Source organism: Novosphingobium sp. ZN18A2 (assembly GCF_036784765.1).
GTDB lineage: Bacteria > Pseudomonadota > Alphaproteobacteria > Sphingomonadales > Sphingomonadaceae > Novosphingobium.
In genome coordinates this window covers 3,029,943-3,042,500 of record NZ_CP136651.1, presented here as the reverse complement: position 1 = coordinate 3,042,500, position 12,558 = coordinate 3,029,943, and the positions used below count along the sequence as shown (strand labels likewise).

The following is a 12,558-nucleotide window of genomic DNA, read 5'->3' as shown; positions in this document are numbered from 1 at the left end:
CATCACGGTCGTCGCGCCGTTCATCAGCGGGCCGTAAACGACATAGGAATGGCCGGTGACCCAGCCGATATCGGCCGCGCACCAGTAAACCTGGCCGCGGCGGTAATCGAACACGTATTCGTGCGTGATCGATGCCCAGACCGAATAGCCCCCGGTGGTGTGAAGCACGCCTTTGGGCTTTCCGGTGGAGCCGGAAGTGTAGAGGATGAACAGCGGATCTTCCGCGTTCATTTCCTCGGCCGGGCAATCGACTGGCTGCGATGCAACGCCTTCAGCCCAGTCGATATCGCGTCCATCCTTCATCGTTACGTCGGCGCCGGTGCGCTTCAGCACGATCACTGTCGAAACCGCCGGACAATGGTCGAGCGCTTCATCCACGTTCTTCTTGAGCGGAACCTTGCGTCCGCCGCGCAGACCTTCGTCGGCGGTCAGCACGATGGTCGAATCGCAGTCCTGGATGCGCCCGGCGAGCGCATCGGGCGAGAAGCCGGCGAATACGATCGAGTGGATGGCCCCGATCCGCGCGCAGGCGAGCATTGCCACGGCCGCTTCGGGCACCATCGGCAGGTAGATCGTCACGCGGTGGCCACGCCCGACGCCGCGCGCCTTCATCAGGTTGGCGAAGCGGCAGACCTGTTCGTGCAGTTCGCGATAGGTGATGCGGCGGCCGTCCTCGTCCGGGCTGTCCGGCTCCCAAAGGATGGCTACGTCGTCGCCATGGTCGGCAAGGTGCCGGTCAAGGCAGTTGGCGGAGAGGTTCAGCGTACCGTCCTCGAACCACTTGATGCCGAAATCGGCTTCGTCGAACGAGGTGTTCTTCACTTTGGTGAAGGGCTTGATCCAGTCGATCCGCTTGCCGTGTTCGGCCCAGAAGCCTTCCGGATCGTCGACCGAGCGGCGATATTCGCGCAAGTAACCTTCGTTGTCGATCAGGGCATCCTGCGCCCACTGCGCCGGAACCGGATGGATCGCCTCGCTCATTTCTTACGCCTCTCCTGACTGAATCCCGGGCCGCGTCCGTGCGGCCGCACACGGCGGCCATGATAGACGCCGGATGCCCATTCGCGAAACCCCGGACCATGGTCGTAGTCCCATGGTCCAATCGGCCTATGGTAATGCACGGCAAAGCGCCGCATCTTGCGGCAGGTCAAGGGACAGCGGCATCGCCTGCGGCAAGGCAAGGCATGGCGGCGAAACGGAACGGGAATACGAGCATGAGCGAAGCCTACGAACGTGCCTGGACGCAAAGCATCAGCGATCCCGAGGCGTTCTGGGCAGACGCCGCCCGGGCGATCGACTGGAACGTGCCGCCGCGCGCGGCCTACGATCCCGATGAAGGCTGGTTTCCGGGCGGAACGCTGAACACCTGCTTCAACTGTATCGACCGGCACGTGGCGGCGGGGCGCGGAGACACGCTTGCGCTCGCATACGACAGCCCGGTTACCGACACGGTGGCGCGGTGGACGTATGCCGAACTTCTGGGCGAGGTGGAGCGCGTGGCCGCGATGCTGGCGCGTCTGGGCGTGAGCCGGGGTGACCGCGTGGTGATCTATATGCCGATGATCCCGCAAACCGTTTTCGCCATGCTGGCCTGCGCGCGGATCGGGGCGATCCATTCGGTCGTCTTCGGCGGCTTCGCGGCGCACGAACTGGCAAAGCGGATCGACCACGCGACGCCGAAGGTGGTTCTGACCGCGTCTTGCGGGATCGAGGGCGCGCGGACCATCGCCTACAAACCCATGGTCGACGAGGCGCTGGCGCTTTCCCGGCACGATGTGAGCAATGTCGTGCTGTTCCAGCGGGAGCGATTGCAGGCGGAACTCTTCGCGTCGCGAGACCATGATTGGGAAGCCCTGCGCACCGAATGCGCCGGCGATCCCACGCCCGCCTGCGTGCCGGTCGCCGCGGCCGATCCGCTTTATATCCTCTATACATCCGGAACGACCGGCGCGCCCAAGGGTGTGGTGCGCGAGAATGGCGGGCACGCGGTCGCGCTCGTTTGGTCGATGGCCAACATATACGATATCGGCGCGGGCGATCCGTTCTGGGCGGCGAGCGACGTGGGCTGGGTCGTGGGCCACAGCTATATCGTCTATGGCCCGCTGCTGGCGGGCGCGACGACGGTGCTGTTCGAAGGCAAGCCCGTCGGCACCCCCGATCCCGGCACATTCTGGCGCACGATCGTGCGCCACGGTGTGAAGACCTTTTTCACCGCGCCCACCGCGATCCGCGCGATCCGCAAGGAAGACCCGGAGGCGAAGCTGCTGGAAGAAACCGGCACGGGTCCGCTGCGCGTCATCTTCCTGGCCGGGGAACGCGCCGATCCGGAAACGATCGGCTGGCTGGAGGAAAAATCGGGCCTGCCGGTGATAGATCACTGGTGGCAGACAGAGCTGGGCTGGCCGGCCATCGCCACCTGCTTCGCGCTGGGCGACTTGCGCCGCAAGCCGGGCAGCGCGGGTCTGCCGGTGCCGGGGTACGAATTCGTCGTGCTGGGCGACGACGGGCAGCCTGTTGCGCAAGGGGAAAGCGGCGCGATCACGATCAAGGCGCCGCTGCCGCCCGGCGCTTTCCGCACGCTGTGGAACAACCACGCGGGATACGAAAAGAACTTCGCGGGCTTTCCCGGCTATTACGAAACAGGCGATGCCGGCCACTTTGACGCCGATGGTTTCCTGAACATCATGGGCCGCACCGACGACATCATCAACGTGGCGGGCCACCGGCTTTCGACCGGGCAGATGGAGGAAATCGTCGCGCAGGTTGACGGCGTGGCCGAATGCGCGGTGATCGGCGCCGACGACAGCCTGAAGGGCATGATTCCCGTCGCATTCGTGATCCCGCGCGCCGGTGCGGAAGGCGACGATACGATGGCCGCGCGGGTGATCGCGGCGGTGCGGCAAGACCTGGGCGCGGTGGCTGCGCTCAAGACCGCCTACGTCGTGCCGCAACTGCCAAAAACGCGTTCTGGCAAGATCCTGCGCAACCTGCTGCGCAAGATTGTGAACGGAGAGGATTTCGCCACGCCGCCGACTATCGAGGACCCCTCGGTGCCCGCGATGTTGCGCGATGTGGTGGCGCCCGCCGACGCTTCGTGATGTTCGATCAGACCGGCGGAAGGGGCACGGCTTCGGCGGCGAGCATCTCGTCATAGAGTGCCCAGGCTTCCTGCGCGGCGCTGGCGCTCATCTTCTCGAGCGCTTCGCCCATGTGGACCATCACGAAGTCTCCCGGCGCCAGGTCTTCGTGTTGCATCAGGAAAAGGCTCACGTCGCGTTCCACCCCCCGCGCTTCGCAGCGCGCGGTGAAACCGTTTCGTTCGACGATGCGCATCGGAATGCCGAGGCACATGGGCGCGTTCCTCCTGCCGCCTGATCCATAAAAGACTATGCGAATATAAGACGATTGCGATTGACCACTGTCAATGAGATCCGATTCGGATTAGCTTACCTGCAAATACGGGAAGTGCCCCTCGCAAAGGGAACTCGATGTAATGGACAGGGGATCAGGCATATTGGTGCTGGGACTGGGCAATCTGCTCCAGGCCGATGACGGTGTCGGCATCCATGTGATCCGCGCGCTGGAAAGTGCGGGCCTTCCGCCTTCCGTGGCCTTGCGCGATGGCGGCACGATCGGCCTTTCCCTGCTCACCGATATAGAGGATTGCGCCGCGCTAATCGTGGTCGATGCGATGGAACTGGGGCAAGCACCGGGCGCCATCGGCGTGTTTCATGATGGCGAGATAGAGGTCCAGCTGGGCGGCAAGAAGCGCAGCGCGCACGAAGTCGCGCTGGCCGACCTGCTGGCTGCCGCGCAACTGGTTGGCCGGTCGCCCGAAAAGCGCGTGTTGATCGGCGTCCAGCCGGGCCGGATCGGCTGGGGCATGGAAGCGGAAGGCGCGGTGGCCGATGCGGTGCCGCAAGTGTGCGAAATCGTGACCGGCCTTGTCGATGCGTGGTGCGTCCATGCATGACGCCGGCCCGTTCGAGAGCGTGCGTACCGGCCTTGCCCGCGCGGTGGAGCAGGAGATCCTCGAGCACCTCGAGGCACTTGCGCGCGACGGCACCGAGGCGGCGATCGATTTGCGCGGCCTGCCGATGAGCGAGGCGGACCGGCAGGAGCTGGAAGGCGCGCTGGGGCGCGGCGAAGTCCATGCCACGCTTTCGGCGATGGGTGAGAGCGAGGTGTGGGAGACGCGCTTCAACGGCGTGTGGTGGGTGCGGCACAAGGGCACCGATGGCCAAGTGATTGCCGAACAGGTGGAAATCACGCTGCTGCCCGAAATTCTGAAAACCGATCCGGCGGACGCACGCGCGGCCGCCATTCGCATGCGCGAGCATATCGCCTTGCGCGACCCTGGTGACGCGTAAGCAGGAGGAGCCGATGGACGATTGGGCGAACGGGAAAGGGACCGTCGGCGAGGCGCTGGCGCGGCAGGGCGTGTCGCGCCGGTCGCTGCTGAAATACGGCAGCTATCTTGCCACGCTGATGGCGCTGCCGCCAACCGCGGGCCGCGCAATCGCGCAGTCTCTGGCGGGATCGAAGCGGCAATCGGTGATCTGGCTTTCGTTCCAGGAATGCACCGGCTGCATCGAATCGCTTACCCGGTCCTTCAGTCCCTCGGTCGAAGAGATGATCTTCAACCTCATTTCGCTCGACTACCAGGAAACGCTTCAGGCCGCCGCCGGGGAAGCGGCGGAAAAGGCCCGCCTCGATGCGATGGAGGCCAACAAGGGCAAATACGTTGTGGTGGTCGACGGGTCCGTCTCCACCAGGGACGGCGGGGTCTATTCCACGTCGGCGGGCAAGACCAACCTTGAAGTGCTGAAGGACACCGCGAAAGATGCGCTGGCGATCCTGTCGGTCGGCACCTGTTCGTCTTTCGGCGGCATCCCGCACGCACATCCCAACCCCACCGGCGCGGTGCCGGTCAGCGACATTATAACCGACAAGCCGGTGATAAACGTATCGGGTTGCCCGCCGGTGCCCGAAGTGATCGCCGGGACGATCGCCTACCTCGTCACTTTCGGCAAGCTGCCGCCGCTCGATCACCTTGGACGGCCAAAGCCGTTCTTCGGCGATTCGATCCATGACCGCTGCTATCGCCGCCCGTTCTACGACAAGGGCCTGTTCGCCAAGTCCTTCGATGACGAAGGCGCGCGCAACGGCTGGTGCCTCTATGAAGTGGGCTGCAAGGGGCCGGTCACCTACAACGCCTGCGCGACGACCAAGTGGAACGGCGGCACGTCGTTCCCGATCCAGTCGGGCCACGGCTGCCTCGGCTGCTCCGAACCGAACTTCTGGGACATGGGCGGCTTCTACAAGACGCTGCCGCAGCCAACGCGGCATCGCGGGCGCGATATCGGCGCGGCGGGCGCGGTCGGCCTTGTCGCGGGCGCGGGCACCGCGATGCTCGCCCGCCAGCGCAAGAAGAAAGCCGCAGAGGAAGAGGGGAACGTGAAATGAACCTGCTCGAATTCGCGCGCGGCCCGGCAATAGAAGCGGCGATGATCGTCTTCGTGTTCGGCGTGATCTGGCGGCTGGCGTGGCTGCTGTTCCTTCCCCGCACGAAAGACCGGTCGAAAGCCAGGCTTACCGGCGGCGCGCTGGTTTCGGGAACGGTCGGCGGATTTGTGCGGCACATGTGGCCGGCAAGGGAATACGCCTCGCGCACGCTGGTGAACACCATCGCGTCCTATACCTTCCACATCGGGCTGGCGGTGATCGTGTTCGGCTTTGGCCAGCACATCCAGTTCATCCGTTCGATCACGGGGCTGCACTGGGGCGGGTTGCCGACGGCGGTGATTTCCGCCGTGTCGGTGGTTACGCTGGCGGCGCTGGTGTTCATGCTGGTCCGCCGCCTGACAAGCCCGGTACTGAAGGTGATTTCCACGTTCACCGATTACTGGGCGTGGTTCGTCACCACGCTGCCGGTGATTACCGGGCTGGCGGCGGTTTCGCACTTGTGGATCCGGTATGAAGACCTGCTGGCGATCCACATCCTCAGCGTCTGCCTGTTCCTTGTTTCCTTCCCGTTCGGCAAGCTGATGCACGCCTTCCTGGTGTTCGTCACGCGCACGCAGACGGGAATTTTCTATAGCCGCCGGGGGGCACACGTATGAACAAGCGTGTCGTAGTCGATCCGATCACCCGGATCGAAGGTCACTTGCGGATAGAGGCCGCGACGGACGACGCGGGCAAGATCACCGATGCCTATAGCTCTGGCACGATGGTTCGCGGGATCGAAACGATCCTGAAGGGCCGCGATCCGCGCGATGCGTGGGCCTTTGCTCAGCGTATCTGCGGGGTTTGCACGCTGGTTCACGGCATCGCGTCGGTCCGCGCGGTCGAGGATGCCTTGCAATACGAGATTCCGGCCAACGCGCAGATCATCCGCAACCTGATGATCGCCGCGCAATACGTGCACGACCACGTGATGCATTTCTACCACCTGCACGCGCTGGACTGGGTGGACGTGGTTTCCGCTCTGAAGGCCGATCCGAAGGCAACCTCCGCGCTGGCGCAGTCTATCTCTGCCTGGCCGAAATCCAGCCCCGGCTATTTCGCGGAAACGCAAAAGACGCTGCGGAATTTTGTCGAAGGCGGGCAGCTAGGCATTTTCGCCAACGGATATTGGGGGCACCCCGAATACAGGCTGCCGCCCGAAGCGAACCTGATGGCGGTGGCGCACTATCTGGAAGCGCTGTCGTGGCAGCGCGACGTGGTGAAGCTCCACGCGATTTTCGGCGGCAAGAACCCGCACCCCAACTTCCTTGTCGGCGGCGCGCCGTCTCCCATCAGCGTGGGCAGCGGGGCAAGCGCGGCAACCGCGCTCAACATCGACGGGTTGAACAAGGTGAAGGATGTCATCACGAAGATGCAGGCCTTCGTCGATCAGGTCTATCTGCCCGATACGCTGGCGATCGCCGGGTTCTACAAGGACTGGTTCGCGCGCGGAGAGGGGCTGGGCAACTTCCTGACCTATGGCGATTTTCCGCTGAAGGGCCATGGCGGCAAGGAAAGCTGGATGATTCCGGCGGGCGTGATCCTGAACCGCGACCTTTCCACGATCCACCCGATAGACCTTAACGCGCCGGGCGAGATCGAGGAGTTCGTGGCGCATAGCTGGTACGATTACAGTGGCGGCAAGGAACAGGGCCTGCACCCCTATGACGGGGAAACCAACCTGCACTTTACCGGCCCGCAACCACCTTACGAACAACTGGATGTCGCCAACGCCTATTCATGGCTGAAATCGCCGCGCTGGAAGGGGCAGGCGATGGAAGTCGGCCCCTTGGCGCGCGTGCTGATGCTTTATGCCAGCGGGCATGAACCGACGAAGCAACTGGCCGGAATGGCGCTGGGCAAGCTGGGCCTGCCGCTGACCGCGATGTTCTCCACACTGGGCCGCACCGCCGCGCGCACGCTGGAAAGCAAGATCGTGGTCGACCAGATGGGCACCTGGTACGACGAGCTTGTGGCCAACATCCGCGCCGGCGACCTGTCCGTGCACAACGAGGCGCTGTGGGACCCGTCAAGCTGGCCGGGCAAGGCGAAGGGCGTGGGCTTCATGGAAGCCCCGCGCGGCGCGCTGGCGCACTGGATCGTGATAGAGGACGAGAAGATCGCCAATTACCAGGCGGTCGTCCCTTCCACATGGAACGCCGGCCCGCGTGACGAAAAGGGGCAGACGGGCGCCTATGAAGCCGCGCTGATGGACCGGCATACGCTGCACGATCCCAAGCAGCCGCTGGAGATCCTGCGCACGATCCACTCTTTCGACCCCTGCATCGCCTGCGCGGTCCATGTCACAGACAAGGACGGCGAAGAGATGGTGCAGGTCAAGGTGAGGTGAACGCCATGAACGAAGTCACCAAACGGCCGATAGACGCAGATGCCGCCGCCCGCGTATTCCTGTCGCAGACGGAAGAACACCTCGTCAGCTACCTTGAGGCCTGCGTCCATTGCGGGATGTGCGCAGAGGCGTGCCACTTCCATGAAGTGACCGGCAATCCGCGCTATACGCCCGCCTACAAACTGTTTCCGATGGCCAAGGCCTACAAGCGGCAACGCTCGCCGCTAGGCTGGCTGGGGCTGATCCCGAAGGTTACAGAGCAAGACCTTCAGGAATGGGAAGAACTGCTGTTCGACAGCTGCACGATGTGCGGGCGCTGCACCACGATCTGCCCGATGGGGATCGATATCGCCTCCATCGTCGGTCAGGCGCGCAAGGCGTTCGTGGCGGCAGGGCTTGGCCCCGAAGACCTTGAAGCGGCCGCCGTCAACTCGCGCGATCACGGCAGCCCGCTGGGCCTGTCTCCCGAAAAGCTGATGGACCGCGTCGAATGGCTGGAAGACGATTTCGAAACCGACATGCCGACGGACAAGGCCAAGGCCGATGTGCTGCTGACCGTCTCGTCCATCGAAGCGATGAAATATCCCGATTCGCTGGTCGCCATGGCGAAGATCATGAACCACGCCGGGGTGGACTGGACCTTCAGCACCAAGGGCTATGAAGCGACCAACTTCGGCTATCTCGCCGGGCGCGGAGACATCGCGAAAACGATGGTGATGCGCATCGTCGAGGCGGCAGAGGCAATCGGCGCGAAAACCGTGGTGATCCCCGAATGCGGCCATGCCTATGGCGTGATGCGCTGGTCGGGCGCGAACATGATCGGCCGCGAACTGCCGTTCGAGGTGCTGCACATCACCGAATACATCGCGAAGCTGCAACGCGAGGGCAAATTGAAGATGAAGCCCTATGCCGATGCGATCACTTATCACGACCCTTGCCAGGTTTCGCGCCGTGGCGGGGCGACGCAGGACGCGCGCGATATCCTGAACGGCTTTGCCACCGATTTCCGCGAGATGACGCCCACCGGCGACATGAACTGGTGCTGCGGCGGCGGGGGCGGCGTGCAGGCGATGGGCCGCGCGGCGGACCTGCGCCACAAGGTCTTCGAACTGAAGGTAAAGCAGACCGAAGCGACCGGCACCAAGAAGCTGGTGTCCGCCTGCGCCAATTGCCGGCTGACGATGGACGAAAGCAAGGAGGCACTCCACTGGGACGGCGAATTGCTGAGCCTTGTCGAAATGGTCGCCGATGCGCTGGTTGAGAAGGAAGGGGCCAAGGAAGAAGCGAGCAAGGAGGAAGGCGCGAAGGCATGAGGTTTCGCGGTGACGTTGCCCGGCTGCTCGCCTCGCTCGCCCTTGCGAATGTCGTGGTCTGGGCGCTGGCGCTTGTGCTGTTCCGCGAACAGCCAGTGCTGCTGGGTGCGGCCAGCCTCGCGTGGATTCTCGGCCTGCGTCACGCGGTCGACGCCGACCATATTGCCGCGATAGACGGGGCGACGCGCAAGCTGGTGCATGGCACGGCTCACGCCCCGGCGCGCCCGATGCTGACCGGGCTGTTCTTCTCGCTCGGCCATTCTACTGTCGTGTGGCTCGCGGCAATCGGCGCGGCGCTGGTGGCGAGCGCGGCCAGCCCCGGCTTTGCCCGCGTGCGTGAAATCGGCAGCGTAGTCGGGCCGGGCGTCTCGGTGCTGTTCCTGTTCGCCATCGCGATTGCCAACCTGTTCGTCCTTGCCAGCCTTGTCCGCGCGTTCCGGCGCGGACGACACGGCGAAAGCGCGGGCGATGAGCTTGACGAGCGGCTGGTACCGGGCGGACCGCTGGCGCGCCTGTTCCGCCCGCTGTTCCGTCTTGTCACGCGCAGCCGCCACATGTTCCTTGTCGGCGTGCTGTTCGGGCTGGGGTTCGATACCGCGACGGAGATCATGGTGCTGGGCATATCCGCCTCTGCCGCAACGCACGGCGCGGCGATCTGGTCTATCCTGATATTCCCCGCGCTGTTCACTGCCGCGATGAGCCTTGTCGATACGCTCGATTCGGCGCTGATGGCGCGAGCCTATGGCTGGGCTTTCGTGCAGCCGCGCCGCAAGCTGACCTATAACATCGCGGTGACGTTCGCGTCCGTGGTGGTCGCGCTGGCGGTGGGCACGGTGCAGGTCATGGCGATGGTTTCGGCGGGTGAGGGCGGATTTGCCGGATGGCTGCGGCAATGGGGCGGTTATGCCGCGATTGCGCTGTTCGCCGCCTTGTGGCTTGCGGCGCGGGCAGCGGCAGCGCGCCGCGCACGCGCCTGACGGTCAGCCGATGCCGGGAACGGCCTGCGCCGCGTCCTCGTCAAAGGTGCGCGAATCGATCTTGAGATAGGCCAGCCCTTCCTCGGCCACCACCAGTGCCTCTGCCACGCCGGGCACCTGCTTCAGCCGTTCCGCCAGCGATCCGGCGTCGGCATCGCCTTCCACGCGCAGCAGGCGCGTCGTCAGGTATCGCGGTTCGCGCATCGTCGCGGCGATCAGCACCCATGCCAGCGCGATGGCGGAAGACAGCATGAACACGCCCGGATTGCCCCAGGTCTTGTGCGCCCAGCCGCCGAACACGCCGCCCACGAAAATGCCGATGAACTGCGAACTGGAATAGATGCCGCTGGCCGTGCCCTTGGCTTCGGCGGGGGCGGTTTTCGTCACCAGCGAAGGCAGCGTGGCTTCCATGATGTTGAAGCCGGTGAAGAACACCGTAACCCCCGCCAGCAAGGCAATGGTGTTGGTGCTGGCGAAGATCAGCAGCACTTGCGTTGCCGCCATCGCGACAATCGCCGCCACGACCACCGATTTCATCTTGCGGTGCTTTTCCGCGATGATGATCGCCGGGACCATCACGATGACCGCGATGGCGAATACCGGCAGATAGACCATCCACTGTTGCTGCGCGGTAATGCCCAGCGATGCCTTGAGCAGTTGCGGCATGACAAGGAAACTGCTGGTCAGCATCGCGTGAAGCGCGAAAATGCCGAAGTCGAGCCGCAGAAGCTCTCCGTTGCGCAGGATGCGCCCGAACATCGATGCGGTAACTTGCGCGTCGCGGTGATGCACCGCGCGCGGCGGGTGTGGCACCACGAACAGGGTGATTGCAATCCCCGCAAGGCCCAGCACCACCATCAACCAGAAGATGCCCGAAACGCCCACGATGCTTGCCGCGATCGGCCCGGCAACAACCGCGACCATGAACGAAAAGCCGATGGTGATGCCCACCGTCGCCATCGCCTTGGTGCGGTTTTCTTCCGCGGTAAGGTCCGCCACCAGCGCAAGGATCACCGATCCCACCGCGCCCGCGCCCTGAATCGCGCGGCCGATGACCATGCCCATGATGGTGTGAGACATCGCCGCGATTGCGCTGCCGATGGCGAAGATCAGCAGGCCCAGCACGATCATCCGCTTGCGCCCGATCCTGTCGGACGCAAGGCCGAAGGGAATCTGCAACAGCCCTTGCGTCAGCCCATAGATGCCCAGCGCCAGCCCGATTGTATAGGCGGTCGCCCCGGCCAGGTTGTGCGCATAGGCCGCGAAGACCGGGTAGATCATGAACAGGCCGAGCAGCCGGACCGAAAAGACAGCCGCCAGCGAACTGGCCGCGCGTTTCTCGTTAGGCGTCATTGCAATCGCAATCCCGTATTTGGCCCGGCATCAAATAAGTCCCCGCAGGCGCCCTAACGCGCCGGGACGCGGTGCGCCAGTGGTCAATCTGTCCAATTGCAGTGCGGGAATGGTGCCGGCTGAGGGATTTGAACCCCCGACCTTCGGTTTACAAACGGCCGAGGCTCATAAGAAAATCAATAAGTTGCGCGGGCACCGGTTTCCATAACAGATGGTCTCATCCGCTAAGGCATTCTTGATATGAGAGAAAAGTCTCAGAAAAGCGCCTTTGGGAAAATGCGACTAGAAAGAGACTAATCCACACTACGAAGTTCGACAAATGTTCTCTCTGAGTTTACAATTCAATGTGAGGACCGAGAGGCTCATAGATACAGGGTGTCTCCCCGAACCGCGTGAGCAGACTTCTCAATGGCCTTAGTATGTAGGAGATAGCCAGAGGTAGGTGAAAGTCCTTAGACTATATATAGCAGACCCGCCGGGCGTATCCCAGAGGCGGGTTTTTGTGTTGTACTATTATTGTTGGCGACCTGACTGGTCAGACGGGAGCCGGTCGCGCCAAAACTTTTCGGTACGTTCATACACCGCATCAGGCGTGAGCTTGTTGAATGCGGTGAGAACCTTCCTACCAACGCAAACGTTGCCATTCCCATCATAGTAGGCAAGTTGCTCGTCGTGCAGATGTAGCAGGTGGGTCGCTGCTTCCTCTTGGTAGAGGAAGCGCTTCGCCTCAAACTCCGCCAGCATCCACTCAGCGGCTTCGTCGGGTGTCATTTCTTTGCAGGAGGCGTGTAGGTTTCGAGGAGATGCTCAGCAAAATAACCACGTTGAGCACTCGCGCCTTTGAACCATTCGCAATGATATTCGTCTTTATCTTCGTAAGGGTAATCGACAGCTTTCTCTCCAGGAACCCTATCAACCGTCATCGGCGGTCCGCCGGATTTTATCACTACAACATCGCCGTGATTGAACTTATTCGCCATTTTCGAACCCCTGTTCGGCTAAGCTGCGGAGAAGATAGGAGAACATGCGCCAGTTTCAAGGTGCTTGCGACAAAACTCAC

Annotated in this window: 13 protein-coding genes (1 of these 13 cut by a window edge); 8 read left to right on the top strand and 5 right to left on the bottom strand. The window is 63.2% G+C overall.

The window, feature by feature from the left end; genetic code table 11:
• Positions 1-981 carry the 5' portion of an acetate--CoA ligase gene (gene acs, locus RXV95_RS14520; protein ID WP_338466744.1) on the bottom strand. 969 nt of this gene lie to the left of the window's left edge, so only the first 981 of its 1,950 coding nucleotides appear in the window; the start codon lies at positions 979-981; the stop codon falls past the left edge of the window.
• A 233-nt stretch (positions 982-1,214) separates the two neighbouring features.
• Between acs and RXV95_RS14515 the strand changes: the two genes are divergently transcribed.
• Complete coding sequence (locus RXV95_RS14515) at positions 1,215-3,098, top strand: AMP-binding protein (protein ID WP_338466743.1); 1,884 nt, start codon at positions 1,215-1,217, stop codon at positions 3,096-3,098.
• A 7-nt stretch (positions 3,099-3,105) separates the two neighbouring features.
• On the opposite strand, the gene RXV95_RS14510 is transcribed toward RXV95_RS14515, so the two are convergent.
• Positions 3,106-3,351 (bottom strand): HypC/HybG/HupF family hydrogenase formation chaperone, encoded by a 246-nt coding sequence (locus tag RXV95_RS14510; protein WP_338466742.1) that lies wholly within the window; start codon positions 3,349-3,351, stop codon positions 3,106-3,108.
• A 142-nt stretch (positions 3,352-3,493) separates the two neighbouring features.
• Between RXV95_RS14510 and RXV95_RS14505 the strand changes: the two genes are divergently transcribed.
• The 7 genes from RXV95_RS14505 to RXV95_RS14475 are packed head-to-tail and all read left to right on the top strand — an operon-like array spanning position 3,494 to position 10,145.
• Positions 3,494-3,973, top strand: a complete 480-nt coding sequence (locus RXV95_RS14505; protein WP_338466741.1) for a hydrogenase maturation protease — start codon at positions 3,494-3,496, stop codon at positions 3,971-3,973.
• The gene (locus RXV95_RS14500; protein WP_338466740.1) at positions 3,966-4,370 is read left to right on the top strand and encodes a hydrogenase expression/formation C-terminal domain-containing protein; all 405 of its coding nucleotides are present in this window, start codon (positions 3,966-3,968) and stop codon (positions 4,368-4,370) included. Before RXV95_RS14505 ends, RXV95_RS14500 begins: the two co-directional genes overlap by 8 nt.
• On the top strand, positions 4,360-5,466 hold the full coding sequence (locus tag RXV95_RS14495; RefSeq protein WP_338466739.1) for a hydrogenase small subunit: 1,107 nt from the start codon (positions 4,360-4,362) through the stop codon (positions 5,464-5,466). Before RXV95_RS14500 ends, RXV95_RS14495 begins: the two co-directional genes overlap by 11 nt.
• Entirely contained in the window at positions 5,463-6,122 is a 660-nt protein-coding gene (locus RXV95_RS14490) for a hypothetical protein (protein WP_338466738.1), read from the top strand. Before RXV95_RS14495 ends, RXV95_RS14490 begins: the two co-directional genes overlap by 4 nt.
• Positions 6,119-7,855, top strand: coding sequence for a nickel-dependent hydrogenase large subunit (locus RXV95_RS14485; protein WP_338466737.1), 1,737 nt, complete (start codon positions 6,119-6,121; stop codon positions 7,853-7,855). The genes RXV95_RS14490 and RXV95_RS14485 overlap by 4 nt, the downstream gene beginning before the upstream one ends.
• 5 nt (positions 7,856-7,860) lie before the next feature.
• The gene (locus tag RXV95_RS14480; protein ID WP_338466736.1) at positions 7,861-9,168 is read left to right on the top strand and encodes a (Fe-S)-binding protein; all 1,308 of its coding nucleotides are present in this window, start codon (positions 7,861-7,863) and stop codon (positions 9,166-9,168) included.
• Complete coding sequence (locus RXV95_RS14475) at positions 9,165-10,145, top strand: HoxN/HupN/NixA family nickel/cobalt transporter (RefSeq protein ID WP_338466735.1); 981 nt, start codon at positions 9,165-9,167, stop codon at positions 10,143-10,145. The genes RXV95_RS14480 and RXV95_RS14475 overlap by 4 nt, the downstream gene beginning before the upstream one ends.
• A gap of 3 nt (positions 10,146-10,148) precedes the next feature.
• On the opposite strand, the gene RXV95_RS14470 is transcribed toward RXV95_RS14475, so the two are convergent.
• The 3 genes from RXV95_RS14470 to RXV95_RS14460 form a co-directional block, all read right to left on the bottom strand.
• Entirely contained in the window at positions 10,149-11,498 is a 1,350-nt protein-coding gene (locus RXV95_RS14470; RefSeq protein ID WP_338466734.1) for an MFS transporter, read from the bottom strand.
• A 513-nt stretch (positions 11,499-12,011) separates the two neighbouring features.
• A complete protein-coding gene (locus tag RXV95_RS14465) occupies positions 12,012-12,269 on the bottom strand; it encodes a hypothetical protein (protein ID WP_338466733.1) in 258 nt (85 codons plus the stop codon).
• A complete protein-coding gene (locus RXV95_RS14460; RefSeq protein WP_338466732.1) occupies positions 12,266-12,478 on the bottom strand; it encodes a DUF2158 domain-containing protein in 213 nt (70 codons plus the stop codon). Before RXV95_RS14460 ends, RXV95_RS14465 begins: the two co-directional genes overlap by 4 nt.
• Between the last annotated feature and the right edge of the window lie 80 nt (positions 12,479-12,558).